Below are 26,930 nucleotides of genomic sequence, written 5' to 3'. Positions count from 1 at the left end.
CAGGACTGCCTTGCCGGACAACGATTCCCGCAGGCCCCGGTGCTAAACCTTCGGAACCAGCGATCCTTCCGGAGGTTCAGCCCGTGGAACTCGATGTCCGCTTCTTCCCCGTGACCGGCACCCACCAGCTCAGCAACGATCTCGTCGGGCTGCGCGCGAACTTCCACTACGGCTCGGGAAACGTGCTGGAGCAGCACTACGCGGACAAGACGACGATGATCTGGACCGGCGTGTCCGGCGACTTCACCGGCGTCCGGCAGAAGGAGACCACGCTGCGCGTTTTCGAAACCGGGCCGGCACAGTACTTCGTCACCTGGTACGAGACCGGGACCGTCGCGACGGCCGCGCACGGCGAAATCTTCGACGGCGGCTATCCCATCGCGGTGATGGCCGACTTCGGCCGGTCGATCGCGACGGCCGCCTATACGAACCCGCGGGAGGACGGCGGGCAGTACTTCCTGGTCGACCAGGCGACCATCGAGGTTCTGGAACGACCGCACCGATGGCCTTCTTTCCCTGAGCCGCGATAATTCCTGAATGGACGCGTCAGGAGTTCCGCGGCAGAGCACAACGCACGATTGGGTGAGTGCCGTCGATGCCGGGCACCTGGCACTGATTCGGCGGAACCCGGCGGAATTCGCGCCGGGCGGTGTCGCACATCTCATCCTCGAGGTCCTCGCTTACGCGGCCGAGGAAGCCGAGAGCAACGGCAGCGGACGATCCACCCTCACCCTGCACCCCGACGGCTCGGTGTCCGTGGCGGACAACGGGCGAGGCACCGAAACTCACGTCACCGACCAGGGGCGAACCGTGAGGAAGCCGATCATGGCGACGAAGGATCTGCGGTTCTTCGACTTCCCCGACGCCCAGCTGCTTCCCGACGGCCACCCGCGCCGGGGGATGTCCGTCGTCGCGACGCTGAGCGAGTGGCTCGTGCATACCAACCGGCGCCACAACGGCTCCTGGACCCAACGCTACGAACACGGAAACCCGGTCACCGACCTGACCCCGGTCGCCGACGACGGCACGACCGGGACGACCGGGACGACCGTCCATTTCCGCCCGGGGCAAGACTTGCGCGCGACGGCTCAACTGACGGTGAGCACGCTCAAGCGATGGACCGGGGTATGGCCACAGCTGTCCACCAAGACGCTTGACCGGCGAATCGGCTGACCTCGGCTATCGCACTCCAGCGTCGGCCTATGTCCTGAGGTGCATGGTGTTGCGCCTCGGTTCGCCGGTGGGGTCGAGGTAGGCCGGGGCGGTGAACTCGGGTAGTCCGTCTTGGGCGATCTGGACTTTCCATTGGCTGTGGTGGATCAACCGGTGATGCTTGGTGCACAGCAGGACGAGATTGTCGATTTTGGTTTCGCCGTGGTGCCGCCAGAAAACAATATGGTGAGCTGTACAGCGCGGCACGGGCATGTCGCAGCCGGGGAAGGCGCAGCCACCGTCGCGGATGGTGAGTGCGTACTTCTGGGCGAGTGAGACCGTTCGTTTCGAGCGGCCAATGTCGAGGGGTTCGCTTGCGGTGCCGAGGACTCCGGGTCGGACGCGGGCGTCGCAGGCGAGGATGCGTGCGTCGGTGGCGCTGATCGGCCCGACCAGATCCAAATGGGCTTCACCCAAGTCACTGATCAGGTCCTCGTAAGACATGGTGACGAGGATGTGGGTGGCTTCGCCTGCTTGGCCGGGGAGGTTGCGGCTCGTGGTCTTCAGTCGCACATAGTCGGTGAAGGCGTCCCCGTAGCGTTCGTCCTGGGTGCGCGAGTCGCGGACTCCGTCGATGGCCTTGTGGGGTTTGGCCATCGGATCCAAGTCGGACTTCAACCGTGCGTAGGTCTCCAGATCGAGCGTGCCCTTCAAACCCAAGGTGCCGTTGCGGTGTTTGACGAACCGTAACTCCGGTCGGGTGTCTTTGGGGTTCTCGTCGCGAGGCTCTTTTCCGTCGGGATCGAGCTTGTCCAGGAGTCTCCGTCCGGCTTGGGCGATCGTGTGAGGCCCGGCGTGCCGGGCCAGATCCACAAGGATCTTCTCCCCGCCCCGCACGTCCTCTTCCGGGACGAAAGACGGGATACGCGCCAGGGTGCGGATGATCGCGTCGATCTGCGAACCACCGATCGCACCCTCCGTCGCGGCGTCAGCGGTCAGGGGTGCGAGTGGCGGTACTCGATCACCACCCACTGCTACGCCAGCATGTAAGGCGAGAACGCGGTCGGCGCGGTCGTTGGCTTCTTTGGCAGTGACGTGGAAGTCCTCGAAAATCATCGCCGACAACGTCGCATGACCACTGCACCCGCGAACACCGCGAATATTGATTTCCGCGAGAATCGCGTTCTGCTCAGCATCCAATTGACGCTTCAGAACTTCGAGTTCCTGTTTACGGGCATGCAGCGTCGCGGTATCGACACGCCACCACTCGGTGCGCGTCGTCTGGGGTCTGTCATCGCTGGCCACAACATCGACATTACCGCCGTTCGAACACCTGTGCTATCACACGTTTATGTGACACGGCGAAAGAAAAGCTGCGGAAACAGTCGGCCTCGTGAGCGGTAAGGACGGTTCTATTGAGGAGAAGGGCAAACGCGTCGTGTTCGCAGTCAGATCGCGCCGAGCCCTCAGCGTCGAGAGTGCCCGATTGATGCCCATCTGCACGCTTTGCAACAGGGGTCGCGAGTGGTAAGGCGCGTTCTAACCCTCTTTATCACTCACGACCCCCCTTGCAAACGCACATATAGCCGCCAACCGGACATGCAGCCGCCAGAGAGTGTCCGCTGTGGACGCTCGGGGGAACGACTGGTGCTCGCTGACCGGTCCGGAACCACGCCGCGAAGGCCGCCTCTCAGCCTTGAAGCCAGCGAAGGGGGACCTTCATCGCAGAGGCTCGGTCACGCCACATTTGACTTACCCCTCAATAACCACCTTTATCACTCACGAGGCCCGAGACCTACCGCTCCGGCGAGCACCGAGACCGGGCACTGGCGAACAAGGGCCGAGCGCGCAAAGGCAAAGCCCGCGCCCCCGTCCGCTCCCATACTGGCCGTCCAGCGAACAAGAGGAGCAGCGAATGAGCCGAGACGACACGTCGCTCGCCAAGAACGTCCTGGGCGTGCCAGGCATCGTCTTCCTCGTGCTCGCCGCGGTCGCGCCCTTGACCGGGATGGTCGTGATCGCGGCCATCGGCATCGCGGTCGGGAACGGCGGCGGGATGGTCGCGGCGTTCCTGCTGGCCACGGTCGTCCTGTTGTTGTTCGCGGTCGGCTACGCGCAGATGTCGAAGGTCCTCACCAGCGCGGGCGGCTTCTATGCCTTCGTGGTCAAGGGGTTGGGCCGGACCCCGGGTCTCGTCGCCGGTTTCATCGCGATGCTCGGCTACAACTGTTTCGTGGCGGGCGCGATCGGCACGAGCGGGTTCTTCACGTCCACCGCGATCGACACCGTCTTCGGGCTGAAGCTCGACTGGCTCTTCTGGAGCGCGCTTTCGGTCGTGCTGGTCCTGCTGCTCAGCCGGCGCGGAATCGCTGTCAGCGCCAAGGTGCTGGGAGTCTCGCTGATCCTCGAAGTGTCGATCCTGCTGATCATGGACTTCAGCGTGTTGTTCCGGCACGGCTTCTCGTTCGCCGCGTTCAGCCCGTCCGTGATGTTCCAGGGCGCGAGCGGACTGGCGTTGTTGTTCGCCGCCAACGCTTTCATCGGGTTCGAGGCGACGGCGTTGTTCGGCGAGGAGGCCAAGGATCCCAAGCGGACGATCCCGCGGGCGACCTACATCGCGATCGGGTTCATCGGGGTGTTCGCCGCGTTCACGACCTGGGCCGTGGTCAGCGCGATCGGCGCCGAGCAGGCGCAGGACGTGGCCGCCGCGCACCTTTCGACCGGCGACCTGGTGCAGTCGGTCGCCCAGGAGTATCTCGGCGACACCTTGACCAAGGTGATGTTGCTGCTGCTGGTGGTCAGCCTGTTCGCGGCGTTGCTGGCGCTGCACAACTCGGCCACGCGTTACCTCTACGCGCTGGGACGGGTCGGCGTGCTGCCGCGGCTGCTGGGCAAGACCGACCCGCGCAACGGCGCGCCGCGCTACGCCTCGATCGTGCAACTGACCTTCGGTTCGCTGGTGGCGGTGGCGTTCCGGCTCGCCGGACTCGACCCGGTCGCCGACCTCACCGCGAGCATGACCGGCTTCGGCACCCTCGGCATTCTCACCCTGCAACTGTTCGCGGCGGTGGCGATCCTGGTCCATTTCCGCCGGACGCGGGACCGCCGGATCGTGAAGACGCTGCTCGCCCCCGGGCTGGGCGCGGTGGGTCTCGGGCTCATCGTGACGCTGGCGATCCTCAATTTCCCGACCCTCGCCGGATCCAGCAACGGCGTCGTCCCGCTGCTGCCGTGGCTGCTGCTGATCGTCGCGCTGGCCGGGCTCGCGCTCGCCGTCTGGCTGCGCAGGTTCCGCCCGTCGGTGTACGCGTCGCTGGAGTCCGACCTGGAACGCGAACCGTCAGACGTTGTTGGTCAGTGAAAGGTTGAACGAGTAGCGCGAGGCGCGGTAGACGTGCCATCCGTACTCGACGACCCGGCCGGTGTCGTCGTAGGTGGTGCGCCGCATGGTGAGCAGCGCCGCCCCCGGCTTCTCGTGCAGCAGCTCGGCGTCCTCCTCGGTCGCCTGCCGGGCGCCGACGTTCTGCTGGGCCGCGTGCAGCCGGACGCCCGCGGACCGGAGTAGCTGGTAGAGCCCCTTGTCCCGCAGTTCGTCGTCGGCCGGGTCGATGATGCCGTCGGGCAGGTGGTTGTTCATGATCGCCAGCGGTTCCCCGCCGGTCGAGCGCACCCGCTTAAGCCGGCGGACGTGGGTCAGGCCTGACGTCTCGAGCCGCTCGGCCACCTCCTCACCGGCGGGCTCGACCTGATTGACCAGGACGACGGACTCCGGCTTGTCCCCGAGTTCGCTGAGATCGTCGAAGAGACTGCTCAACCGCAACGGGCGGGCGACCTTGGTGCGGACGACCTGCGTGCCGACACCACGTTTGCGGACCAGCAACCCCTGGTTGACCAGGGATTGGATCGCCTGGCGGATAGTCGGCCGTGACAGGTGCAGCCGCGCTGCCAGGTCCAGCTCGTTGTCCAGCCTCGCTCCGTTCGGCAGCCTGCCGTCCTCGATCGCGGCGCCGAGCTGCCGGGCGACCTGCGAGTACAACGGCTCCGGGCCGTTCGGATCCACCACGATCTCGCCGGGCGCCCAGGGCTTCATGCGCGGAGCTTACCTCGGACAGGGCTTATGACCTTATGTCCATATGTCTTGACAAAGTCTTCGGGCTCTTGCGATGGTCGAAGGGCCAAGCGAGCCGGAAGGAACAACGGGTGTCCGAAACAGTACGCCGGGTAGTCGCCGCACGGGTGCGCGATCCGGAGGCCATCGCGGTGGCCGCGGCCACCCGGGTCCGGGCGAAATCGCCGTTCAACGACAAGGGCCGCACGATGATCATCGCCGCGGACCATCCGGCGCGCGGCGCGAACGGCGTCGGCGCCGATCCGCTCGCGATGGCCGACCGCGGCGAGCTGCTGGATCGCCTCGGCCTGGCGCTGGAGCGGCCCGGTGTCACGGGGGTGCTGGCGACGCCGGACATCATCGACGACCTGTTGCTCCTCGGCGCCCTCGAGGGCAAGACCGTCATCGGCTCGATGAACCGCACCGGCCTCGCCGGGTCGAGTTTCGAGATCGACGACCGGTTCGCCTGCTACGACGCCGAAGCGATCGAGCGGATGCGGTTCGACGGCGGCAAGACGCTCACCAGGATCTGCCTGACCGACCCGGCGACGCCGAGCGTCCTGGAGAACACCGCGAAGGCGATCAACGAGCTCGCGGACCGGAAACTGATCGCGATGGTCGAGCCGTTCCTCGCCGACTGGGTCGACGGACGCCTCCGCACCGACCTCTCCCCCGAGGCCGTGATCCGCTCGGTCACCATCGCCTCCGGTCTCGGCCGCTCGTCGGCCTATACCTGGCTGAAGCTGCCGGTGGTCGAGGACATGGAACGCGTGCTGGCCGCCTCGACGTTGCCCGCCGTCCTGCTGGGCGGCGAGGTCAAGGATCCCGACGCCGCGTTCGCCGCCTGGCAACGGGCGCTCGCGCTGCCGACCGTGCAGGGCCTCGTGGTCGGCCGGTCCCTGCTCTACCCGCACGACGGCGACGTCGCCAAGGCCGTCGACACGGCCGTCGGATTGCTGTGAACACCCGTGGAGGACACCAAGTGAAGACCATCGACCACTGGATCAACGGCACCGCGACCACGGCGGGCTCCACTCGCACCGCTCTCGTCTACGACCCGGCCGCGGGGCGTCCGCAGGCGGAAGTGCTCCTCGCGGAACCGTCCGATGTGGACACCGCGGTGGCGGCCGCGGGCAAGGCTTTCGAGTCGTGGGGCGATTCGTCGTTGTCGCAGCGGACCAAGGTGATGTTCGCCTTCCGCGAGCTGCTGGTGAAGCACGAGGGCGAACTCGCGCGGATCATCTCCTCCGAACACGGCAAGGTGATCGACGACGCGCGCGGCGAGATCGTCCGCGGCCGCGAGATCGTCGAGTACGCCTGCGGGATCGCCGACGCGCTGAAGGGCGGCTTCTCCGACCAGGTCTCGCGGGACGTGGACGTGCACGACTTCCGGCAGCCGCTCGGGGTCGTCGCCGGCATCACGCCGTTCAACTTCCCGATCATGGTCCCGCTGTGGATGCACCCGATCGCCATCGCGACCGGCAACACCTTCGTGCTCAAGCCCAGCGAGCGGGTCCCGTCCGCGTCCCGGCTGGTCGCCGAACTGTACGCCGAGGCAGGTCTTCCCGACGGCGTGTTCAACGTGGTCAACGGGGACAAGGTCACGGTCGATGCGATCCTCGGGCACCCGGGTATCGCCGCCGTTTCGTTCGTCGGGTCCACCCCGATCGCCAAGTACGTCCACGAACGCGCGACGGCCACCGGCAAACGCGTGCAGGCCTTGGGCGGGGCCAAGAACCACGCCGTCGTCCTGCCCGACGCCGACCTCGAATACGCCGCGAACCACCTCACCGCCGCCGCGTTCGGTTCCGCCGGTCAGCGCTGCATGGCGATCTCCCTCGGCGTCGCCGTCGGCTCGGCGGGCGACGGGCTGGTCGAGATCCTCAAGCGCAAGGCGGCCGAGATCAAGGTCGGCCCCGGCGACGAGAACGGCAACGACATGGGCCCGGTGGTCACCGAGGCCGCGCGCCGACGCGTGATCGACTCCGTCACCCGCGGCGCGGAGCAGGGCGCGACCGTGGTCGTCGACGGCAGGGCGCTGCAGGTCGAGACCCATCCGGACGGTTTCTTCGTCGGACCGTCCCTTTTGGACAACGTGACCGCGGAGATGTCCGCCTATCAGGACGAGATCTTCGGACCGGTGCTGGGCATCGTCCGGGTGGCCGGCGTGGACGAGGCGATCGCGCTGATCAACGCGAACCCCTACGGCAACGGCACCGCCATCTTCACCGGCAGCGGTGAAGCCGCGCGGCGGTTCCAGCGCGAGGTCAAGGTGGGGATGATCGGGGTGAACGTGCCGATCCCGGTGCCGATGTCGTACTACTCCTTCGGCGGCTGGAAGGACTCCCTCATCGGGGACAGCCCGATCCACGGCCCGGCGGGCGTCCGGTTCTACACCCGGGCGAAGGTCGTCACGACGCGGTGGCCGCACTCCACCGCCGGTTTCCACTTCCCGACCTCCAGCTGACCCCCGCGATTCGTCCTCTGGTCGCGGTAGTTGCACACGCAAGGACCGCGACCAGAGGACGAATCGCGAGAGGGGGTCAGCGCACCTGCTGTTGCCGTTTCCCGACGACCCGCCACCCGACCGCCAGCACGACGACCAGCACCGGGATCGAGTAGAACGCGATCTTCTCCGCGCCGTCGGAGAAGCCCATCAGGACCACGACGAGCGCGAGGAAGCCCAGCGTCGCCCAGCCGCTGTAAGGCGCCCACGGCATCCGGTAGGACGGCCGTTCCAGCTCCCCGCGCAGGGCCGCCTGGCGCATCCGCATCTGGCAGAAGATCAGCGTCGCCCACGTCGTGATCACGCCGAGCGAGGCGATCGCGATCGCGATGTCGAAAGCGTCCTTCGGCACCAGGTAGTTGAGCACCACGCCCAGCACGTAGGCGGCGGAGGTGAACAGGATCCCGCCGTAGGGCACGTGACGGCTGCTCATCTTGCCGACGAACTTCGGCGCCTCGCCCTTGTCCGCCAGCGCCCGCAGGATGCGGCCGGTCGAATAGAGGCCGGAGTTGCAGCTCGACAGCGCGGCGGTGAGCACGACCGCGTTCATCACGTCACCGATGCCCGGGATCCCGAGCCGCGAGAAGACGGTGACGAACGGGCTCTCACCGCCGTTGTAGAACGGCCACGGCAGCAGCATCGCCAACATCAGCACGGAACCGACGTAGAACACGCCGATCCGCCAGACCACCCCGTTGATCGCCTTCGGCAGTACCTTGCGGGCGTCCTTGGTCTCGCCCGCCGCGATGCCGACGACCTCGATGGCCGAGTACGCGAAGATGACCGCCTGCAGCGTCATCAGCGCGATGCCGATGCCCGCCGGGAAGAATCCGTTGTGGGCGGTCAGGTTGTGCACGCCTGCCGTGGTGCCGCCGATGTCGGCGCTGGTGAGCACCAGCCCGATCGCGGTGACCAGGAAGACCACGATGGCCAGCACCTTGACCACCGAGAACCAGAATTCCAGCTCGCCGAACAGCTTCACCGAGAGCAGGTTCACCAGGATCAGGACGCCGAGGGCGACCAGGGCGGTGATCCACTGCGGCACGTCGGGCAGCCACTTGTGCACGTAGATCGCGACCGCGGTGATCTCCGCGATCCCGGTCATCGCCCAGTTCACCCAGTACATCCAGCCGGAGGCGAAACCCGCCCACGGCCCGATGAACTTGCGGGCATAGGTGACGAAACTGCCGGAAGTCGGCTCGTGCAGCACGAGCTCACCGAGCGCGCGCATCACGAAGTAGGCGGCGATGCCGCAGAGCGCGTACGACAGGACCAGCGACGGCCCGACCTGCTGGAGCTTGCCACCGGCACCGAGGAACAGCCCGACGCCGATCGCGCCGCCGATGGCGATCATCTGCACTTGGCGGTTGCCCAGTGCTTTTGAGTAGCTTTCACCTTTTTCGGTGAGCAGCGAGGAATCCATGGTTGCCAGACGCTAGAGCGTGTGCGGCAGGTCACCAACAGTGCTAAGGAAGACTTAAGGTGTGCGGGACGTCACTCCAGGGGTTTTACCGGTATTTCCCTTTTCGATTTGACAAATTCACCCGTGAACCCCGATCTTCGCGCGCGAAGGCGGCCTCCTACGCTACGGCCGTGGACCTCGCGGCGTTGCTGGACCGGATCGCGGACGACGTCGCGCCCGAGATCGGCCGCGGCGCCGTCGCGGACTACATCCCCGCCCTCGCCAGGGTCGATCCCCGGCGGTTCGGCATCGCGGTGGCCGAAGTGGACGGTGCGGTGCACGGGGTCGGCGACTGGGAGACGCCGTTCTCCATCCAGAGCATGTCGAAGGTCTTCACCCTGGCGCTCGCGCTCTCCCACGGCGACGGCGTGTGGACGCGGGTGGGCCGCGAGCCGTCCGGCAACCCGTTCAACTCGCTGGTGCAACTGGAGAACGAGGACGGGATCCCCCGCAATCCGTTCATCAACGCCGGCGCGCTGGTGGTGACCGACGAATTGGCACACCACGGCGACGCGGCGGAAACACTGCTTCGCTTCCTCCGTGAGGAAAGCGGTCGCGCGGACATCGGGATCGACGACGAGGTCGCCGCCTCGGAGGCCGCGCACGCCGACCGCAACCGCGCGCTCGCGTACTTCATGGCGTCCTACCGGAACATGCTCCGTCCGGTACCCGAGGTCCTCGACCAGTACGTGCGCCAGTGCTCGATCGCGATGAACTGCCGCGACGTCGCGCGCTCGGCGGTGTTCCTCGCCCGCCACGGCGTCCGTAACGACGGAACCCGGCTGCTCGGGCTGAGCGCGGCCAAGCGGGTCAACGCGGTGATGCTGACCTGCGGCACCTATGACGCGGCGGGCGAATTCGCCTACCGCGTCGGGCTTCCCGGCAAGAGCGGCGTCGGCGGCGGCATCGTCGCGATCGTCCCCGGCCGGTGCGCGGTCTGCGTGTGGAGCCCCGGACTGGACGTGCGCGGCAACTCCGTCGCGGGCGTCGCGGCACTGGACCGGTTCACCACCCTGACCGGCTGGTCGATCTTCTAGCCGCTGGGCCGCCCCATCTCGTGTCCAGGCCGTCCCTCGGTACGCCGACGCCGCTTGATCAGCTCTTCGTGCAGATGCCGCCGTCCGCCGGTCAGGTCACCGGTGACGTCCCGGGTCATCTCGCGGAAGGCCGCGTAGTAGCCGTCGTCGTACTCCTCGATCAGCTGGAAGGTCCACCGCTCCGGCAGCACGTTGAGCCCGATCAGCTCGGTCCGGATCCGCTCGGCCCACTCGGGGTGCCCGGCCTCCCGGAGTGCCTCGGCGGCCTCGTCGAGGGCGAAGTCGGCGCTTCCCGTCAGGTGATGGAAGGCGTACAGATGTCCTCGCGCCTGCTCGACCGTTTCGAGCGCGGCGACCAGCTTTCCGACGGCGTCGACGGTCGCGTCGTCGGGTTCTGAAGGTGTTTCCGGCATGCCCGTTGATTCCCCGGAGCAGACGGTTTCACACCACCCTCAACGGTGGCTTTCGACGGCGATCCGGGCGAACGAGCGGATCAGCGGGCTCTCCTGCCCGGTCACCCACGCGACGACGAGCGGGCTCGGTGGCATGTCGGCCAACGGCACCCAAGTGAGCCCGTCGGGCAGGGCGTGGCCGAGCGGCGCGATTCCGGCCGAGCCGTTCCACAGAACGGCTTGCAGGCATTCGCTGACCGTGCGCACCACCGGCCCGGCGGGCCGCTCCCCGACGGGCGCCGCCCCGTTCCAGTACGCGCGCCACAGTGGATCGGTCCCGTCCGGCAGCTGGAACCAGGGCCGGTCGGCGACATCGGCCAGCCGGAGGGACTCACGACCCGCGAGCGGATCCCCGGTGCGCAGGACGAGCCCGACCGGGTCGGAGCGCAGGACGCGGACGCTGATGCCGGTCTCGTCGAACGGCGACCGGGTCAGCGCGACGTCGGCCAGCCCGGCGCGCAGACCGGTGGTGGGGTCGGTGAAATCCGCCTCGCGGAACCGGATCGAGACCTCGGGATGACGCCGCCGGAACGCCTCGGCCAGCCGGGTGCCCGCCTCCCCCGCCCCGTCGGCGAGGGTGCCGACCGTGAGCGTCGCGGGGCCTGCCACCGCCGCCACCCGAGCGCGGGCCCGCTCGGCCTGGTCCAGCAGGGTACGGGCCTCGGCGTACAGGGTGGTCCCGGCCGCGGTGGGCTCGACGCCGGCGGCCGAGCGAAGCAGCAGCACGACCCCCAGGTCGTTCTCCAGCTGCTGGATGGCCCGGCTCAGCGGCGGCTGGGTCATGTGCAGCCTCGCGGCGGCCCGGCCGAAGTGCCTCTCCTCGGCGACGGCCACGAAGTAGCGCAGCAGACGGAGTTCCATCACCGGCGATGATACCCAGCCGGTATCGGTGCGCCGGAATCGGACTTGGACGGCGGGCGAGTACCGGCGCGACAGTGTGATCATGCCCTTCGAACCACTCACCCATGAGCCCTCCGTCGACACCGGCGAGGCCCGCGAGATCGCCCGCGACCTGGTGGTGATCCCGAACCTCGGGGTCGACCTCGTCCCCAACATCGGCGTCATCGGCGGATCGCACTCGGTGCTCGTCGTCGACACCGGTTTGGGTCCGCGCAACGCCGCGAAGGTGCTCGCCTTCGCGGCCGAGCACGCCCGCGGCCGCAAGCTGTACCTGACCACGACCCACTTCCATCCCGAGCACGCGTTCGGCGCCCAGGTCTTCGCGGACGAAGCGACCTACCTCGTCAACAGCGCGCAGGCCGCGGACCTGGTCCACAAAGGACCGGGCTACCTCGAAATGTTCCGCGGCCTCGGCGCACCGGTCGCCCGCGACCTCGATGGTGTCGAACTGGTCGCTCCGGACGTGGTCTACGACGACGGGTACGACCTCGATCTCGGCGGGCGGGTCGTCCGGCTGGAGGCCACCGGGCGCGCCCACAGCAAGGGCGACCAGGTGGTGACCGTCCCCGACGCGGGTGTGCTGTTCACCGGTGATCTGGTAGAGACGGGCCAGTTCGCGACCTTCCCGTGGTTCCCGCCGTACGACACCGACGTCTCGGGACTCCGGTGGATCGAAGTGCTGCGACGGCTGGCCGCCGCCGGGCCGGACCTCGTCGTCCCCGGCCACGGCGACGTCTCCGGACGCCGGATCCTGACCGACGTCCGCGAGTACCTCGAACTGCTGCGCGACGAGACCTGGACACGGCGTGACTCGGCTCTTCCCGAAGAGACGATCGCCGCGGAGGTCGAAGCGCTGATGATCGAACGCCATCCCGATTGGGAGGGCAGGGACTGGATCACGAAGGGTGTCGGCTGCTTCTGCTCGGAACACTCAGGCCATGAGACAGCAGGCGCCGGTGAAGCAGCCGAAGGCCCCTCCGCTTGACGTGTTCTTCCAGTTGTCGAAGTGATCGATCACGACGTCGACTTCGGCCTGCCCGGCCGCGGTGAAGTCGACACCGGAGTCGGCGAAGAACGAACGGATTTCGTCGGAAACGGTGGTCTGCATCGGAAATCTCCCCTGTCGAACCTGCGGTGTGGTACCGAAATCGTGCAGGTTCGGGGCCGCGGGCCGACAGTGCGAAGCGCCATGGACGACGTGTGGCTTTCGTCTGCTCCATTCGGCCGTGGCGGGGTTACTTGAAGATGGCGATGGGATGGACGACGAGTTCCCCGGTCTCGGGATCCCAGTCCTCGACCTTGCCCAGGCACCGCGCCCGGAACGCGCCGGCGGGCGCGGTGTCCCGCAGATCGCCGGTCAAACAGGTGAACCGGATCCGCCTGCTCTGGTCCGGATCGTCCGGGTTTCCGTACGGTGCGACGAAAACCGTCTCGTCTTCGGTCTCGGATCGTTTGCGGAACAGGCCCTTCACCGAGACGAACGCCTCGACGCCGCGCAGCCGTGTCTTGAGCTGCCGGGTGTTCTCCGGACCGTCCGCCCAGCCGAGTTCCTTGACCAGCGCGCGATTGTGGACCAGTTCCTGCTTCGCCAGATCGACGTAGATGATGTCGTGGTGCTTCTCCAGCACCTTCATCACGATGCCGATCACCGTGATCGGTTCGGCCTTGCGGATGTACCGCCGGAACTCTTCGTCGGTGTCGGTGCGCTCCGCTTCCCCTTTCAGCGGACCGAATCCACCCGATCCCCAGAACCGCCAGCCCCGGCTCCGGCGCTTCTCCACCTCCTGTTCCAGCGCCTCGTTGTAGCGATGCAACTGGTAGAGACCCATCACGGACTTCGTGTGCAGGTAGAACCCGATCCCCCGGATCATCCCCTGATCGCCGTCGGAGCGCGCGCGGCGCCAGTGCTTCACGAAGATCACGATCGTGGTGACGATGGCGGCCAGGGTCAGCACCCAGACCGCCAGCCACAGTCCCCAGACTTCCCACCACAGACTACCGGCAGCCACGGATCTCCTTGAAGGCGTCGAGAAGGGAGGTCGAGTTCGCGTCGACCATGTGGCCACCGGTGGCCTCGGCCGCGCGGGCGAGTTCGGCGGGATTCGCCTCGCCGAACCGGACGGTGTACGTGTGCACGCCGGATTCCCTTGGCGCGCGAAGGAATTCCTCGATGCCCGGCCCGGCGTTGCTTTCGCCGTCGGTCATCAGGACGATCGAAACGTTCTGGCCGGGTTCCGCCCGGCGATGGGCACCGGCCTTCGCATACGCCTCACCGAGGGCCGACCAGACGGCGGTGGTGCCATCAAAGTCGTCGGTGGCGATGAAGGCCCGCAACGCGTCGAGATCTTGCGGCCCGCTGACCGTAAACTCCTTGTCTCCCAGCACTTTCCCGCCGAAGCGGAGGACAGTGAGCCGCTCGCCGCGATAGAAGCGGTCGAACCCGCCGCCCGAATCGCTCAGCCTGGCGAAAGTCGCCCTGAGCGCGGCGATCCGCGATCCCTTCATCGAACCGGAGAAGTCCAGCACGAAGATCACCCGCCCGGGTTTCCAGCCCGCCGGATCGGCGTAGTCGGCGAGCAGTTCGTCCACCACGGCGGGATCGTCGGGGAAATACAGCGAATTCCCGGTCGAGGCGGGCAGTCTCGCATCGAGCGCCACGTCACCGACGACCGGCCGCCGGAGGGTTCTTTCCATCAGTTTCTTCTGTGTCGCCGGGCTTCTGACCCACGAAACGACCTTGTCGTACGCCTCTCGCTTGGCCGGGTCGAGCAGCAAAATCGGGTAATCCGCCTGGACGATGCCATCGCGCGGGTACACCAGTTCCAGCGGCGCCTTGAGCCTGCCGCTGCCGTTCAGCGTGAGCAAAGTGGACTCGTAGCCGATGAACGCGCCGACTTCCTGGTGCTCGGCGAACCGATCGGACACCGCGGCCGCGGTGTCCGCGGTGATCGTGTGCCCGGTGCGGAAACCCTGCAGCTTGTCGCACTTCACGTCCTCGAGCCGCAGCGCCGCCCCGGTGCCCGCGGCCGCCGTCGCCACCCCGACGAGAGAGATGAGCCCGCTGGTCGCCGTGGCGGGGTTCGCCATCGCGAACTGGAACGATCCGCTCGCGGCGGCGTCCGCGAGGTCCGCCCAGGACAGGTTGCCGTCAGGTTTGCCGCGGCGCAGTTCCGCCGCCTTCGCCGGAGTGATCCCGACGACGACCGGCGAGATCATCGTCTTGGTGGCGAGCGGCCGTTCGCCCTTGTCCGCGGCCCGCCGGAAGTCGAGCTGGAAGAACCGGTCGGTGGAAAGCCAGGCGAGATCGTGCGAGGCCCTTCCGGGGATGAGGGCGGTACTCGTGTTCACGGTTCCCTGGAAATCCATTTCCAGCTCGATTCCCGTTTCCTCGCGGAGTTCGCCGAGGAGTGGCCCGAGGTCCGCCAGTTCGGGACTGGCCAGCACGCGCAGTTTCACCTTGTCCCCACCGCTCGTGCACGCGGTGGTCACCAGGAGCAGGCAGCACAAGATCATCAGGACCCGCTTCACGGGCAGTCCCCGACGGTCTTGATCATCTCTTCCAGCACCAGGTTGTCCGGCAGCGGCGTGGTGCTGTCGTTGTCCGCGATCTCCGGGGTCGGCAGCCCCTGTTCGCGCAGGAAGTCGTACAGCCGCGCGCTTTTCGTGCTGCCCGCCGGGGTCGCGACGCCGAACCCGAGCTCCATCGCGCGGCGTTGCAGCTCGGGGTCGAAGGTGATCAGTTCGCCCAGCCGTTCCGCTTCCGGTTTCAGGGCGAGGAACTGCGGCTTCGTGAGGATGTTGTCCTTGGGGTACAGCAGGACCCGGTCCGGGTCCGGCTGTCCGCTCTGCGCCTTGGCCCGCAACTGCAGGGCGAGGTACTGGTGCTCGTAGATGACGACGATCGGTTTGTCACCCTCGGCCAGGTTCGCGTAGGACTCCGACAGGTCGGCCGACGGGAAACCTTGCGCGGCCACGAGCGGTTTGACCCGGCCCGCCAGTTCCTTCGCGCTCGACAGGTTCGGCGGCCCGGCGGGCGCACCGGCCGGTTGCGGATCGACGACCGGAACGTGGCGGTCGTTTTCCAGGAACGCCAGCAAGATCAGATAGGTCGCACCGGAATTGGCATCGCAGATGTTCGAGGTCTGCGCGAGCACCTGGTTCCCGTTCGCCGCGCCGAAGGCACCGACGCCCAGCGAGTCCCAAGTCGCTTTCCCCTTCATCGCCTGGATGAACTTCTCGGTGTCCAGCGTGTAGTACAACGGGTCCTGTCCCGGCGGTTTCGACGCGATTCCCCTGCTCGCCAGCGTTTCGGCGTAGCGGCGATACGTGGCGAGGACGATCGGGCTGGTGAACGGCTGGCGCGCGCTGCCCGTCCACTGGTTCGCCCTGGACCGCCGGACGAGGCTCGCGGCGGGCTCGCCGGACATGAACACGAAGTCGTACTGGCTGAGGTCGTGCGAGGCGACGTCCCGTGAGCCCGCCCGGGTCACGTGGACCCGGATGTGATGGCGCATCAGGATTTCCTGGATCCTCGCGTCTTCGAAGAGATCCGATTTGGAGCCCATCTTGCCGCGCAGGACGAGCGTCTGCTGGAAGGGCACCACGACCGTCCCGGTCAGGAGCAGCAGGACCAGGCCGCTCACGGCGAGGGCCAGCGCGGGCCCGAAAGTGCGGAGAAAACGGCGGCGCAGGAAGAACGCCGCGGGTTTCGGTCTGATGGTGAGCTGGGGTTCTTCACGAAGCGAGCGATCGGTGGTCACCGATTTCCTCCCCGAATGTCCGGCAAGGCCCATTTTACCGGGATACACCGACGGAAATGCACGTCTCGATTCGGCTTCCCCACCACTTCGAGACCCACCCTCACCAGGCCGGGAGACCGAACGGTTAGGCTCTTCGGTGGCGAAAACAGCCATGCACCACGACGCCGGGAGATCTGAACCGCCATGCTGGACCGAGCAGTCATCGACGCCCTCTTCCCCGCCGACCTGCCCGAACCCGAGCACTGGGAACAGCGTTACCCCGCCCGCGAGCTCCCCGAGGGCGCCCGGGTCACCCGTTTCGGCCCCTCGCCGACCGGATTCGTCCACATCGGCGGCGTCTACGTCGCCACCATCGACCAGGACGTCGCCCGCCGCAGCGACGGCCGCTACCTGGTCCGGGTCGAGGACACCGACCGGTCCCGCGAGGTCGAAGGCGCCATCGAGCAGTTCGAGCGCGGCTTCGCCTACTTCGGCCTCGCCGCCGACGAGGACATCCACCGCGGCGGCGACTACGGCCCGTACCAGCAGTCCGAGCGCGAGCAGATCTACCTGACCTACGTCCGTCACCTGCTCCGTGCCGGCCGCGCGTACCTCGACTTCGCCACCAAGGAAGAGCTGGCCGCGATCACCGCGCGGCAGCAGGCGACGAAGCTGCCGACCGGTTACTACGGCTCGTGGGCCATCTGGCGCGACGCCGAGCCCGCCGACGTCCAGGCCAAGCTCGACGCAGGCGACCCGTACGTCGTGCGGTTCCGCGCCCCGGACGACACCGGCGCCCGTGCCCGGTTCACCGACGCCATCCGCGGCCCGCTCGAGGCCGAGGCCAACCGCAACGACGTCGTCATCCTCAAGAGCTCCGACCAGAGCCCCCGGCTGCCGACCTACCACTTCGCGCACGCCGTCGACGACCACCTCATGCGCGTCAACCTGGTCATCCGCGGCGACGAGTGGATCTCGTCGGTGCCGACGCACCAGCAGTTGTTCGACGCGCTCGGCTTCGACCCGATCACCTACGCGCACATCGCGCCGCTGATGAAGCAGGAGGGCGGCAGCAAGCGCAAGCTGTCGAAGCGCAAGGACCCGGAAGCGAGCGTCGACTTCTACATCGAGTCCGGCTACCCCACCAAGGCCGTCCTCTACTACCTGCGCGGCCTCGCGAACGGCCGTCTCGCCGAAATGCCGCTCGACCAGGCCCTGTCCGAGCCGATCAACCTGGACGAATGCGGTGTCGCCGGTCCGCTGGTCGACCTGGTCAAACTCGACGACATCTCGGCCGACCACATCGCCACGCTGTCCGGCGCCGAGATCCTCGAAGAGGTCCGCGCCTGGGCGGAGCGGTTCGACCCCGCGCTGCGGACCGTCCTCGACGCCGAGCCCGACCTCGCGATCCGGGCGCTCGCCGTCGAACGTGACGGGGCCGAGAACCCGCGCAAGGACCTGAAGAAGTGGAGCGAGTTCCGCGCCGTCTACGGCTTCTTCTTCCCGCAGCTGCACGCCGCCGTCGAGAGCCCCGACGACGAGCGGATCACCGCCCTCGGCGTCGACCGCGACGTCGTCCAGGCCGTGGTGCGCGACTTCGTCGGGAACTACCAGCAGCTCGACGACGGCCAGGAGTGGTTCCAGCAGATCCGCGACGTGGCCGCGAAGCACGGTTTCGCGAAGAACGCCAAGGAACTCAAAAAGAACCCCGAGGGCTTCCCCGGCTCCATCCGCGAGGCTTCGCAGATCATCCGGATCGCGATCACGGGCTCGACCCGGAGCCCGGACCTGCACTCGATCACCCAGGCGCTGGGGCGCGAGGAGACGCTGAGCCGGTTCGCCGGTCTCGAGTGACTCGTGAGTGGTACGGACGGTTCTAACCGTCCGTACCACTCACGAAGCGGCAGTGAAACGCGCGGGCCCCGACAGACGACTTACCCAGTACGCAAGTACGGAAAGTTGTGGTCGATGAGCACTGATCGCGTTGTCCAGCTGCGCTGGGAGTCCCGGCACGTGGCCGCCGACGACCGCGCGGCACTGTCGTATCCCGGGATCTCCGTGGTCCGCAGCCAGCGCGGCGAGGTCGTCGACCGGACCTGGTTACCGATCGGCGAAGAACCCACCTTCGCCGACGACGAAGCCCTGATCGCCGTCCTGCGCGACGCGTGGCGCTGGACGAGGACCGCCGCGTAGGCCCTAGGGCCGGCTCATTCGTCGCCCGACTTGTACCGGCGCCGGAGTTCTTCTTCCTGCTCACGCGGCGACTTCTCCACCCATCGCCCGTGGACCAGGTCGTTCTCCGTGTAGCCCGCGCGCCGCGAGGCCCAGCCCGGGAGCATGATCTTGCGGGTTCCGCCTCGCCCCCGATCGCGCAGGTCGGTGACCACGGCGACGCCGATCACCAGAACGAGTATCCCGAGCGCTATCCAGATGCCGACCATGTCCGCTCCCCCGCAGATCAGTCAGTTTTCACCAGGTTAGCGTCGAACGGCCCGCGGGCGGGCATTCTTTTCCTCACTGATGGGCATTCGGCGGAACGGCGCCGCCAGGGTCGGCAGGAGGTGGCGGCGGTTGCGGATCAGGGCGGCGAGCGCGATGACCGCGTAGACCCCGCACAGGAGGTAGCGCGCGGTCTGGCCCGGCAGCGCGAACTGCACCGCGAACAGGCCGAGCAGGGTCCAGGCGGCCCAGCGAGGGAAACGCAACGCGAGCAGGGCGGCGACGCCGAGCAGGGTCTGGGTGGCGGTGAGGAGGAATTCCTCGATCTGGCGGGCGTCCAGGCGCAGCGCGGTTCCTCCGCCGCCGAGGACGTAGGCGATCGGCAGGCTGCCGACCAGCAGCGTCCATTGGTTGACCTTGCTGGAGATCAGCGTGCCGATCGCCGCGTCGCCCTTGCCGCGCAACGCGAAGAGGATCGCCACGATGAACTCCGGCGCCTCCGACGCCAGCGGCGCGAGCCATTGCACGAGCAGGAACCGGTCGATGCCCAGTTCGGTCCCGACGGAGATCAGGTTGTGCGCGAACGGTTCCGCGCTCGCGAGGATCACGACGGCCGCGAACACGAACAACGCCGTCACCAGGATCCGGCGAGGTCGCTTGGCGAGGCCGCCGAGGGTCGCGGCCGGGCCGGCCAGCTCCGGTTCGCCGGGTGCGGCGCGGGAGACCTTCCACAGGTAGAACACGAAGAAACCGAGCAGCGCGAAGCCGAGGACCAGCGAGATCTGCCCGGTCCCCGGGATGACGAACGCGACGATCGAAGCGATCGCGAGGAAACCGAGTTCGATCCGGTACGGCGAGTCGAGGACCAGTTCCCGGACCGTGGCACCGCCGCGTTTCTTGGCGACGGCGAGCGCGATCAGTACGACGGTGGACCAGCCGAGGCCGAGCAGCAGCCGGTTGGAGCCGGTCATGTTCGCCGCGGCGTAGGCGACGTATTCGGGGTTCGAGCCCGCCGTGTAGGCGAAATACAGGTCGATCGCGTACTCGGGAAGCACCGCGATGACGGCCAGAACGGCGATCGCGAGCCCGCCGGAGATGTCCACCTGCGCGGCCTCCGCGGCCCAGGCGAGGAGGAACGACGCCGCGACGACGGCCAGCCCGAACAGCAGCAGGCCGGCCACCGCACCCGGTTCGGCGCCGGAGAACCGCAGGACGAGCGCGGGCGCGGTCAGCACGGCGCACAGGCCGATCGGCCTCAGTCGGTTGACGATCACGAACCGAGATTCCCGTCGGCCACCGGGTTACCACAACCGTTTCCCTTTTCGCCGCCCCGGCGAGAATCCCCTTGTGGGGCAAGGAAAACGGAAGATCGTCATGCCGAAACCCGGACGTCGTCCCGCCGGAGCATCCGGGCCTTCCTGCTCCGACGCCCCCCGTGTGCGACAGCGGCGGCAGGCGGCGCCGCGCTGCCGAACCGACGGCGCACCGGTGGTCTTGGCGGAAAGTGCGCCTGATCACACCGCGAGGACGCGGACATGACGGATCCCCGGCATCCGCGAGTCGCGGATGCCGGGGAGACCGGGGGCGGTCAGCCCCGGGCGTTCGGGTCGATCACGCCGCCCGCCAGTCCGGTGGCGGCGTCACCGAAGGCGCCGGTGGAGTCGACGACGCCCTGACCGGCCGCGGTGGCCGAGTCGACGGCGCCCTGACCCGCGGCGGTGGCGCCCTCGGCGAGCCCCTGGCCGGTCTCGGCCAGGTCGCCGGCGGACTGGGTGGCCTGGTCGGCGGCACCGGAAAGGTCGACGCCGGTCAGTTCGCTGACCTTGTCGCCCGCGCCACCCAGCAGTTCGGCGGCCTTCTCCTTCAGCGAGTCGAACAGGCTCATCAGGGGTACTCCTCGGATCGGTCGTGCGGAGGCGGCTGAAAGTTCACAGTACAGGACAAATCGGTCACACCGTGCGACGGGGCAGCTAACCGTCCACAAGGGACGATGCACCCGAGGAGGACCGACGACGTACCGCCGCACGATCGAATAGGGCCTCACCTGGCATTTCAGGTGGGGTCAGCGCGCTCAGAGGCAGGGCGGCCGGTAGCGATCGATCGCCAGGCCGCGGAAATCGAGCTGGTTCGGGGTCTTGCCGACGAAGACCAGCCCTCGCGCTTCGGTCAGGGCCGAGGCGAAGGAGTACGTGGGCTTGCCCAGCTCGGGCAGTGTCGTCCACGCGTCGGACGCGAAGCTGAAGAACTTTTTCACGAGCTTCCCGCCCGTCGACGGCACCTTCGTGAGCCACTTGTCGCCGCCGCTCCAGTGCGAGGCGGGGCGGAGCTGGACGTAAAGGTCGTCGGTCGCGCTGTAGGTCATCCAGAATCCGGCGGATTTCGAAAGATCGGCCTGCGCCTCGAACTGATTCCCCAGCCAGACGACCACGACGTGCCATTCGGCGTTGAGGAACGCCACCTTGGCCGCGTAGCCACCGCGCTCGCGGACGAGCAGGCTGCCGGTCGGCGGAACCGTGGTGCCCTCACCGGACGCGAGCCACTGCTGCAACCGGTCGATCGACGGCGTCGCGCACTCGCAGCCGTGCCGCGGCGGATGCCCACCGGACGCGTTCGCGACGGCTCCGGGGCCGGCCAACGAGAGCAGTAGCGCCGACGCGACAACCGCGAGCGTCCGGCCGAAAGGAACCCTGGATCCTCCGCGCATGCCCCGGAAGTTAGCACAGCGATCACCGAAAACGTTCACACAACGGGAAAGCGGTCCGTGATGCACCGCTCAGCGGAAACCGTCCTTTGTGGACTACTCGTGAGCGACGAGGGCGCCCAGCTCGGCGGCGAAGAGCACGCCGGGATCGAACCCCATTCCGTCGAAGTGACCGGCGAGTTCGAGGGACAGGACGCCGTGGAGCCGGGTCCAGAACGTCATGGCACGACGGAGGACCGCGGACGGCACCGACGGGTCGCCCGCCCACTCGCGATGGTCTTCGAGATGGACGTCGAACGGCGTCGGCCACCTCTCCTCGGTACACGCGGAATGGACGTCGAGGAGCACGGCCATGATCTCGTTCGAGATCTTCGTGGTGTCGCCGGGCGCGCGATAGCCGGGGATGGGCGTGCCGTAGACGAACAGGTATCGCTGCGGGTCCGCCAGCGCCCACTCCCTGATGGCGTGGGCAACTTCGGCCACGCCTCCCGACCCGGCGGCGGCTTGGACGACATCGGCGAGGCTCCGGTAGGCGTCGCGGACGAGGTCCGTGATCAGGTCGTCGCGACTGGCGAAGTACCGGTACAGCGCCGGGCCGCTCATGCCCACGTGCTTGGCGATCGCGTTGAGGGACAGCGCGGACACGCCCGTCGTGGCCAGCTGCTCCCACGCGTACTGCTTGATCTCCACGCGCACCTGGGTCCGGTAGCGCTCACGTGAGGTCTTCATCGGCCACTCCCTCCGAGCTCGTCGCCGCGTCTAGTTAGAGGCTATCACTTTTCCTATTGACACTCACGCCGTTGTGGTTATAGCTTCTAACTATCGCAAGCGGCACTAATCAGCCGCCCCGGACAAGGAGCAAAACCATGACGGACACCCGGCCCGCCCCGAAGACCCGCCGCCGCGTCGCCGCCCGTACGGCCGTGCTCGCCCTCCCGCTGGCCATCGGACTCCTGGGCGGCGCCGTCACCCCCGCCCAGGCGGCCACCCCGGCCTCCCCCGCGCCGCTGTCGTGCCAGGGCAAGACCATCGACACGAAGGCCCCGATCCACTACCGCACCGAGGCCTTGATCAAGGCTCCCCTGAGCAAGATCTGGCGGCTGCAGACCGATGTCGAGCGCTGGCCGTCCTGGCAGGAGCCGGTGCTGAGCAACGAGCGCCTCGACTGGGGCCCGCTCCGGAAGAACTCCCGGTTCCGCTGGACCACCCCGGCGCCGGCCACCGCCACGACGCCCGCCACCACGCTGTCGATCACCTCGACCGTCCACCAGCTCCAGCGCGGCAAGTGCATCCGCTGGAGCGGGCCCGCGGCCGGCGAGGGCTTGAGCATCGACAACGGCATCCACGTCTGGAACTTCACCGAGGTCAAGGGCGGCGTGCTCGTCCGCACCGAGGAGAACTGGTCCGGCGCCCAGGTCGAGGCCGACGTCCCCACCTCGACCCAGTTCCTCGGCTGGGGCCTCGAAGCCTGGATGAAGGACCTGAAAGCCGCCGCCGAATCCCACTGCTGACCACACCCCGAAGCCGGCCCGGAACCCCTAGGAGAAAACGATGTCCACGCAGACCCTCGACCGCGAAACCACCGTTCGCCGCGCCCCGCGCGCCGTCATCATCTCGGCCTGGGCCGTCCCGATCATGGTCCTCGGCCAGTTCGCGATGATCGCCATCGTCCCGGTCGCCCTCGTCCTGATCGGCACCCTGCGCGACGCCCGCCTCAAGGCGCTCCGCTGGGGCGCGATCGCCCTCACCGCCGCCTACGTCACACCCTTGGCCCTCTGGGCGATCGGCCCCGAACGCGCACCGAGCCTCTCCAAGGACATGCATCCGGTGTTCGCCGCGATCATCGTCGGCGTGGGCGTCGCCTTCGCGGTCGCCTTTCACGTCCTGCGCCGGAAATCCCGCACCGAGGCCGTCTGATCACCCTCATCCGAAGAACGCCACGAGCCCTCAGCTCGTGGCCTTTTTCGTAGGCTTTATGGTTAGCTATGCCTTACCTAACTAACTCCAGGTAAGGGTTCGACCACACATGAGCACTTCCCTTTCCCCTTCCGTGGACACTCCGGCAGAAGTCCCCGCCCGTTCTCCCGGCAGAGCGCATCGGCTCGCCTTGGCCGCGATCCTTCTCGTCACCACCGCTTGGTACGGCTGGGGGATCTGGGAACTCGGCTACGGCTATCCGTACTACAGCGCCGCTGTCGACTCGATGTCCCGCAGCTGGACCGGTTTCCTCTTCGGCTCGGTGGATCCGCTCGGCGTGGTGACGGTGGACAAGCCACCGATGGGACTGTGGGTCCAGGTGCTTTCCGTGCAGGTACTGGGTTTCCACGGCTGGGCGCTGATACTGCCGCAGGTGCTCGAGGGCGTGGCGACGGTCTGGGTGCTGTTCCTGACCGTCCGGCGCTGGCAGGGTGAACGGGTCGCGCTGCTCGCCGCCGCGCTGTTCGCCTGCACGCCGATCGTCGTCGCGGTGATCCGCGACAACATGCCGGATCCGTTGCTGTTCCTGCTTCTGGTGAGCGCGGCCTACGCGGTGACGCGGGCGATCGACGACTCCGGACGCGAACGCCGCTGGATGCTACTGGCCGCGGTGTTCCTCGGCTGCGCGTTCACCACGAAGATGGTCCAGGCGTGGCTCGTCCTGCCCGCCTTGGCCTTGGCCTACCTGGTGGGCTCGCCGTCGGGCGTCCGCACGAAGGCGCTGACGACCGCTTTGGCCACCGGGGTCCTCGCCGTCACGTCGTTCTGGTGGGTCGTGGTGGTGGACCTGTGGCCGAGCCCGAAGCCGTACATCGGCAGCAGCGCCGACGGCTCCGCCCGCGATCTCGTCTTCGGGTACAACGGCTTGGGCCGGATCGTCGGCCAGGACTTCGCCGCGGCGGCCAGCTACGCCGAGAAGCACGGGAAGTCCTTCTACCAGAGCGATCCCGGGCCGGGAAGGCTGCTGGGGACGTCGCTGGGCGGCCAGGCGGGCTGGCTGTTGCCGCTCGCGCTGGCAGCGGTGCTGGCGGCCGTCGTCCTGGTGGTCCTCGGCAGGCGGCCGCCGCGCCGGACGGTGGCGGGATGGGTGCTCTGGGGCGGCTGGCTTCTCGTGTGCGCGGCCGTGTTCAGCTTCATGCGCGGAATCTGGCTGCTGTACTACACCGCGGAACTCGCGCCCGCGATCGCCGCGCTGTCCGCGGCCGCCCTGGCCACGCTGTGGCGGCAGTATCGGGCGGAAGGACGCTGGTGGCCGTTGCTGCCCACGGTCGTCGCCGCTCTCGGCTTCTGGGCCTGGCTCCTGGTGAACCGGGCACCGGAATGGAACGGCTGGACGGGGATCGTCGTGGCCGCCGCGACGGCACTGGCCGTCGGCCTCCTCGTCCTCGGCAAGCTCGGACCGCGCCGCGTCGCCCTTCCCGGGTTCGCGATCGGGCTCGTGGCGATCTCGACCGCGCCGGTGGTCTGGTCGACGGCGACGAGCATCGACTACTCCGCCGGTTTGCCCATGCTCCCGGCCGCCGGTCCGGTCTCCCTGCAGACGGACTACCTCGAACCCGCCGTCCGCGACGACCTGAGGGGGCTCCTCGGCGGCTGGGGTGCCCGTGACTACCGGGCTTCGGCCGGAACTCTCGACGAAACCGGCAAGGCACTTCTCAGTTATGTGGAACGAGAGTCGGGTGACACGCGGGTGACCCTCGCGGTCGAAACAGCCGACACCGCCGCGCCGTTCATCATGGCGACCGACCGGGCGGTGATCGGCATGGCGGGCTTCACCAACCGCGATCCGGCACCGGCGCCGGACCGGCTCCGGGAGTGGATCGAACGCGGCGAAGTCGCCCACGTTCTGCTTCTGCCGGAGGAAAAGGGCCAGTACGAGTTCGTGCGGACGACGTGTGTCGCCGTGCCGCCCGCGACGTACGGCGCCGAGGAGGGGCCGGGAGACCTGTACCGCTGCCGCCCATGAAAACTCGTGAGTGGTAAGGACGGTTATTGAGGGGTGAGTCAAAGGTGGCGCGGCCGAGCCTCTGTGGCGAGAATCCCTTCGCTGACTTCAAGGTCGAGAGGTGGCCTTAGCGGCGTGGTTCTGAACTGGCCCGCGGGCGCCCATCGTTCCACGAGCGTCCACAAGGGACACTTTCTGACAGCTGAATGTCCGATTGATGGCTAGATGTTCGGTTTTTGAGGAGGTCGTGAGTGGCAAAGAGGGCTAGAACCCGCATTGCCACTCACGACCCCCTCCGCGAAGCGTGTATTAGCCATCAATCGGACATTTACCCACCCTGGACTGTCCTCTATGGATAGTCCAGGGTGCGCTCTGCTCTCGTCGGCCGATCCAGACCCACGACGCCGAAGGCTCCTTTCGCCGCGTCGGACGCGGCGAAGGAGCCTTCACTTCAGCACGACCCGACTGCGAAACAGGCCACGTTTGCCCTTCCCCTAGTTCTAACCGTCCTTACCACTCACGAGACCGAAGCGGCTCAGAACTCCTTGAGGATCTTTTCGATCTCGTCCTGGAAGGACATCGCGGCCTTGTAGTGGAGCGCGTAGAAGTTGCCGGTCGGCAGGGACTTGCCCGCCTTGACCGCGCGCAAACCCTTATACGCGGGCAGATCGATGATCTGCTGGGTGTCCGCGCCCGCCTTGCCCTGGTAGTCGGCCTGGTACAGGATCACGTCGGCTTCGTTGAGCTTGTCCAGGTTCTCGGTCGAGAACTCCGGGGTGTTCTCCTTCGGGTCGGTGATGCCGGCCCGCGCGAACTGGACGCCGAGGTCCTTGAGGATCGTGCCGCCCCAGGATTCGTCCAGGTTCAGGTACCACTTGCCGCCGCCGCCGTTGATCAGCGCGAACTTGACCTTGGACAGCTTGTCCGCGTAGGTGCTGCGAATCTGGGCGGCGCGGTCCTCGTACTGCTTCTTGAGCGCTTCGGCCTCGGGCTTCTTGCCGACCGCGTCGGCGGCCTGGATGACCCACTGCGGCCACGCGACACCGGGTTCGCCCGCGGCGCCGCCGAGGATCGCCGTCGGCGCGAGCTTCTGGTAGTCCTCGATCTTGTGCTTCTCCAGGGAGAGGAACTTGTTGCCGAGGATCAGATCCGGTCCCTGCGCGCCGACCTGCTCGATGTCGATCTCCATCGAGCCGCCGACCTTGGGCGCCTTGGCGTACTCGTCGGCGTAGGCCGGGAACACCGCGAAACTGTCGGTGTAGCCGGACGCCGTGGCCTTGGGGTGCACCCCGACGTCCAGTAGCCCGAAGTAGGTGTACTGGTCGAGCGCGACCACCGATTTCGGCTGAACCGGGATCTGCACCTGACCGCTCGGGGTGTCGAACGGCCTGGTCGCGCCGGCACTGCCGGCGCTGTCGTCGGTCGAGCCGCAGGCGGCGGTGCCCAGAGCCAGTGCGGCCGCCGAAACCACGGCGACCGTCGTACGCCACTTCTGGAACTGCGTCCTCACGA

Annotated in this window: 27 protein-coding genes; 12 read left to right on the top strand and 15 right to left on the bottom strand. The window is 67.7% G+C overall.

Features of this window, described 5'->3' with window-relative positions:
• Positions 1–83: 83 nt before the first annotated feature.
• Both ACLJRM_RS30475 and ACLJRM_RS30470 read left to right on the top strand, forming a co-directional pair.
• The gene (locus ACLJRM_RS30475) at positions 84–530 is read left to right on the top strand and encodes a MoaF C-terminal domain-containing protein (protein WP_101608860.1); all 447 of its coding nucleotides are present in this window, start codon (positions 84–86) and stop codon (positions 528–530) included.
• Between the two features lie 52 nt (positions 531–582).
• Positions 583–1,173 carry an ATP-binding protein gene (locus ACLJRM_RS30470; RefSeq protein ID WP_410665014.1) on the top strand — a complete coding sequence of 197 codons (591 nt, stop codon included), beginning with the start codon at positions 583–585 and terminating at the stop codon, positions 1,171–1,173.
• 27 nt (positions 1,174–1,200) lie between these two features.
• Here ACLJRM_RS30470 and ACLJRM_RS30465 read toward each other — a convergent pair whose 3' ends face one another.
• Positions 1,201–2,457, bottom strand: a complete 1,257-nt coding sequence (locus tag ACLJRM_RS30465) for a DUF222 domain-containing protein (protein WP_410665013.1) — start codon at positions 2,455–2,457, stop codon at positions 1,201–1,203.
• 610 nt (positions 2,458–3,067) lie between these two features.
• Here ACLJRM_RS30465 and ACLJRM_RS30460 point away from each other — a divergent pair.
• On the top strand, positions 3,068–4,513 hold the full coding sequence (locus tag ACLJRM_RS30460) for an APC family permease (protein ID WP_101608863.1): 1,446 nt from the start codon (positions 3,068–3,070) through the stop codon (positions 4,511–4,513).
• On the opposite strand, the gene ACLJRM_RS30455 is transcribed toward ACLJRM_RS30460, so the two are convergent.
• Positions 4,493–5,242, bottom strand: a complete 750-nt coding sequence (locus ACLJRM_RS30455; protein ID WP_410665012.1) for a GntR family transcriptional regulator — start codon at positions 5,240–5,242, stop codon at positions 4,493–4,495. The genes ACLJRM_RS30460 and ACLJRM_RS30455 overlap by 21 nt on opposite strands.
• A 110-nt stretch (positions 5,243–5,352) precedes the next feature.
• Between ACLJRM_RS30455 and ACLJRM_RS30450 the strand changes: the two genes are divergently transcribed.
• On the top strand, positions 5,353–6,222 hold the full coding sequence (locus ACLJRM_RS30450; protein ID WP_410665011.1) for an aldolase: 870 nt from the start codon (positions 5,353–5,355) through the stop codon (positions 6,220–6,222).
• Between the two features lie 20 nt (positions 6,223–6,242).
• Entirely contained in the window at positions 6,243–7,727 is a 1,485-nt protein-coding gene (locus ACLJRM_RS30445; RefSeq protein WP_410665010.1) for a CoA-acylating methylmalonate-semialdehyde dehydrogenase, read from the top strand.
• A 76-nt stretch (positions 7,728–7,803) separates the two neighbouring features.
• On the opposite strand, the gene ACLJRM_RS30440 is transcribed toward ACLJRM_RS30445, so the two are convergent.
• The gene (locus ACLJRM_RS30440; protein WP_410665009.1) at positions 7,804–9,189 is read right to left on the bottom strand and encodes an amino acid permease; all 1,386 of its coding nucleotides are present in this window, start codon (positions 9,187–9,189) and stop codon (positions 7,804–7,806) included.
• Between the two features lie 170 nt (positions 9,190–9,359).
• Between ACLJRM_RS30440 and ACLJRM_RS30435 the strand changes: the two genes are divergently transcribed.
• Positions 9,360–10,265, top strand: a complete 906-nt coding sequence (locus ACLJRM_RS30435) for a glutaminase (RefSeq protein WP_101608868.1) — start codon at positions 9,360–9,362, stop codon at positions 10,263–10,265.
• On the opposite strand, the gene ACLJRM_RS30430 is transcribed toward ACLJRM_RS30435, so the two are convergent.
• Positions 10,262–10,678, bottom strand: coding sequence for a hypothetical protein (locus ACLJRM_RS30430; protein WP_101608869.1), 417 nt, complete (start codon positions 10,676–10,678; stop codon positions 10,262–10,264). The genes ACLJRM_RS30435 and ACLJRM_RS30430 overlap by 4 nt on opposite strands.
• A gap of 39 nt (positions 10,679–10,717) precedes the next feature.
• The gene (locus ACLJRM_RS30425) at positions 10,718–11,578 is read right to left on the bottom strand and encodes a LysR substrate-binding domain-containing protein (protein ID WP_410665008.1); all 861 of its coding nucleotides are present in this window, start codon (positions 11,576–11,578) and stop codon (positions 10,718–10,720) included.
• Between the two features lie 82 nt (positions 11,579–11,660).
• Here ACLJRM_RS30425 and ACLJRM_RS30420 point away from each other — a divergent pair, with 82 nt between their 5' ends.
• Entirely contained in the window at positions 11,661–12,602 is a 942-nt protein-coding gene (locus ACLJRM_RS30420; RefSeq protein WP_410665007.1) for an MBL fold metallo-hydrolase, read from the top strand.
• On the opposite strand, the gene ACLJRM_RS30415 is transcribed toward ACLJRM_RS30420, so the two are convergent.
• The 4 genes from ACLJRM_RS30415 to ACLJRM_RS30400 all read right to left on the bottom strand — a co-directional run bounded on the left by ACLJRM_RS30415 (position 12,549) and on the right by ACLJRM_RS30400 (position 16,377).
• A complete protein-coding gene (locus tag ACLJRM_RS30415) occupies positions 12,549–12,725 on the bottom strand; it encodes a hypothetical protein (RefSeq protein WP_168214347.1) in 177 nt (58 codons plus the stop codon). The genes ACLJRM_RS30420 and ACLJRM_RS30415 overlap by 54 nt on opposite strands.
• A gap of 127 nt (positions 12,726–12,852) precedes the next feature.
• Positions 12,853–13,626, bottom strand: coding sequence for a hypothetical protein (locus ACLJRM_RS30410; protein WP_410665006.1), 774 nt, complete (start codon positions 13,624–13,626; stop codon positions 12,853–12,855).
• Positions 13,613–15,145, bottom strand: coding sequence for a VWA domain-containing protein (locus ACLJRM_RS30405; protein WP_410665005.1), 1,533 nt, complete (start codon positions 15,143–15,145; stop codon positions 13,613–13,615). The genes ACLJRM_RS30410 and ACLJRM_RS30405 overlap by 14 nt, the downstream gene beginning before the upstream one ends.
• A complete protein-coding gene (locus ACLJRM_RS30400) occupies positions 15,142–16,377 on the bottom strand; it encodes a hypothetical protein (protein ID WP_410665004.1) in 1,236 nt (411 codons plus the stop codon). The genes ACLJRM_RS30405 and ACLJRM_RS30400 overlap by 4 nt, the downstream gene beginning before the upstream one ends.
• Positions 16,378–16,560: 183 nt before the next feature.
• Here ACLJRM_RS30400 and ACLJRM_RS30395 point away from each other — a divergent pair, with 183 nt between their 5' ends.
• Together ACLJRM_RS30395 and ACLJRM_RS30390 are read left to right on the top strand one after the other, a co-directional pair.
• Positions 16,561–18,210, top strand: a complete 1,650-nt coding sequence (locus ACLJRM_RS30395; protein WP_410665003.1) for a glutamate--tRNA ligase — start codon at positions 16,561–16,563, stop codon at positions 18,208–18,210.
• A 114-nt stretch (positions 18,211–18,324) separates the two neighbouring features.
• A complete protein-coding gene (locus tag ACLJRM_RS30390) occupies positions 18,325–18,549 on the top strand; it encodes a hypothetical protein (RefSeq protein WP_101608874.1) in 225 nt (74 codons plus the stop codon).
• Between the two features lie 14 nt (positions 18,550–18,563).
• On the opposite strand, the gene ACLJRM_RS30385 is transcribed toward ACLJRM_RS30390, so the two are convergent.
• The 5 genes from ACLJRM_RS30385 to ACLJRM_RS30365 form a co-directional block, all read right to left on the bottom strand.
• A complete protein-coding gene (locus ACLJRM_RS30385) occupies positions 18,564–18,797 on the bottom strand; it encodes a hypothetical protein (RefSeq protein WP_101608875.1) in 234 nt (77 codons plus the stop codon).
• 36 nt (positions 18,798–18,833) lie between these two features.
• A complete protein-coding gene (locus tag ACLJRM_RS30380; protein WP_410665002.1) occupies positions 18,834–20,069 on the bottom strand; it encodes a sodium:proton exchanger in 1,236 nt (411 codons plus the stop codon).
• Positions 20,070–20,383: 314 nt separating this feature from the next.
• On the bottom strand, positions 20,384–20,680 hold the full coding sequence (locus ACLJRM_RS30375; RefSeq protein ID WP_101608877.1) for a hypothetical protein: 297 nt from the start codon (positions 20,678–20,680) through the stop codon (positions 20,384–20,386).
• A gap of 186 nt (positions 20,681–20,866) precedes the next feature.
• Positions 20,867–21,499 (bottom strand): hypothetical protein, encoded by a 633-nt coding sequence (locus ACLJRM_RS30370; protein WP_101608878.1) that lies wholly within the window; start codon positions 21,497–21,499, stop codon positions 20,867–20,869.
• Positions 21,500–21,592: 93 nt separating this feature from the next.
• On the bottom strand, positions 21,593–22,225 hold the full coding sequence (locus ACLJRM_RS30365) for a TetR/AcrR family transcriptional regulator (RefSeq protein WP_410665001.1): 633 nt from the start codon (positions 22,223–22,225) through the stop codon (positions 21,593–21,595).
• A gap of 137 nt (positions 22,226–22,362) precedes the next feature.
• On the opposite strand from ACLJRM_RS30365, the gene ACLJRM_RS30360 reads away from it, so the two are divergent.
• The 3 genes from ACLJRM_RS30360 to ACLJRM_RS30350 all read left to right on the top strand — a co-directional run bounded on the left by ACLJRM_RS30360 (position 22,363) and on the right by ACLJRM_RS30350 (position 25,439).
• Positions 22,363–23,007 (top strand): SRPBCC family protein, encoded by a 645-nt coding sequence (locus ACLJRM_RS30360; RefSeq protein ID WP_101608880.1) that lies wholly within the window; start codon positions 22,363–22,365, stop codon positions 23,005–23,007.
• A gap of 40 nt (positions 23,008–23,047) precedes the next feature.
• Positions 23,048–23,413 (top strand): hypothetical protein, encoded by a 366-nt coding sequence (locus ACLJRM_RS30355; RefSeq protein ID WP_101608881.1) that lies wholly within the window; start codon positions 23,048–23,050, stop codon positions 23,411–23,413.
• A 109-nt stretch (positions 23,414–23,522) separates the two neighbouring features.
• On the top strand, positions 23,523–25,439 hold the full coding sequence (locus ACLJRM_RS30350) for an ArnT family glycosyltransferase (RefSeq protein ID WP_410665000.1): 1,917 nt from the start codon (positions 23,523–23,525) through the stop codon (positions 25,437–25,439).
• Between the two features lie 514 nt (positions 25,440–25,953).
• On the opposite strand, the gene ACLJRM_RS30345 is transcribed toward ACLJRM_RS30350, so the two are convergent.
• Positions 25,954–26,928, bottom strand: a complete 975-nt coding sequence (locus tag ACLJRM_RS30345) for an ABC transporter substrate-binding protein (protein WP_410664999.1) — start codon at positions 26,926–26,928, stop codon at positions 25,954–25,956.
• Positions 26,929–26,930 lie beyond the last annotated feature (2 nt).

Origin of the sequence: Amycolatopsis sp. lyj-84 (assembly GCF_046549075.1) — a bacterium.
In the GTDB taxonomy this organism is placed as follows: Bacteria; Actinomycetota; Actinomycetes; order Mycobacteriales; family Pseudonocardiaceae; genus Amycolatopsis.
This window is presented reverse-complemented; position numbering and strand designations above follow the sequence as displayed.

Coding starts and splice junctions, on each gene's coding strand:
- ACLJRM_RS30385 (WP_101608875.1), bottom strand. CDS start 18,797: ATGGTCGGCATCTGGATAGCGCTCGGGATACTCGTTCTGGTGATCGGC.
- ACLJRM_RS30455 (WP_410665012.1), bottom strand. CDS start 5,242: ATGAAGCCCTGGGCGCCCGGCGAGATCGTGGTGGATCCGAACGGCCCG.
- ACLJRM_RS30425 (WP_410665008.1), bottom strand. CDS start 11,578: ATGGAACTCCGTCTGCTGCGCTACTTCGTGGCCGTCGCCGAGGAGAGG.
- ACLJRM_RS30415 (WP_168214347.1), bottom strand. CDS start 12,725: ATGCAGACCACCGTTTCCGACGAAATCCGTTCGTTCTTCGCCGACTCC.
- ACLJRM_RS30350 (WP_410665000.1), top strand. CDS start 23,523: ATGAGCACTTCCCTTTCCCCTTCCGTGGACACTCCGGCAGAAGTCCCC.
- ACLJRM_RS30355 (WP_101608881.1), top strand. CDS start 23,048: ATGTCCACGCAGACCCTCGACCGCGAAACCACCGTTCGCCGCGCCCCG.
- ACLJRM_RS30395 (WP_410665003.1), top strand. CDS start 16,561: ATGCTGGACCGAGCAGTCATCGACGCCCTCTTCCCCGCCGACCTGCCC.
- ACLJRM_RS30440 (WP_410665009.1), bottom strand. CDS start 9,189: ATGGATTCCTCGCTGCTCACCGAAAAAGGTGAAAGCTACTCAAAAGCA.
- ACLJRM_RS30360 (WP_101608880.1), top strand. CDS start 22,363: ATGACGGACACCCGGCCCGCCCCGAAGACCCGCCGCCGCGTCGCCGCC.
- ACLJRM_RS30430 (WP_101608869.1), bottom strand. CDS start 10,678: ATGCCGGAAACACCTTCAGAACCCGACGACGCGACCGTCGACGCCGTC.
- ACLJRM_RS30460 (WP_101608863.1), top strand. CDS start 3,068: ATGAGCCGAGACGACACGTCGCTCGCCAAGAACGTCCTGGGCGTGCCA.
- ACLJRM_RS30375 (WP_101608877.1), bottom strand. CDS start 20,680: ATGAGCCTGTTCGACTCGCTGAAGGAGAAGGCCGCCGAACTGCTGGGT.
- ACLJRM_RS30370 (WP_101608878.1), bottom strand. CDS start 21,499: ATGCGCGGAGGATCCAGGGTTCCTTTCGGCCGGACGCTCGCGGTTGTC.
- ACLJRM_RS30390 (WP_101608874.1), top strand. CDS start 18,325: ATGAGCACTGATCGCGTTGTCCAGCTGCGCTGGGAGTCCCGGCACGTG.
- ACLJRM_RS30420 (WP_410665007.1), top strand. CDS start 11,661: ATGCCCTTCGAACCACTCACCCATGAGCCCTCCGTCGACACCGGCGAG.
- ACLJRM_RS30365 (WP_410665001.1), bottom strand. CDS start 22,225: ATGAAGACCTCACGTGAGCGCTACCGGACCCAGGTGCGCGTGGAGATC.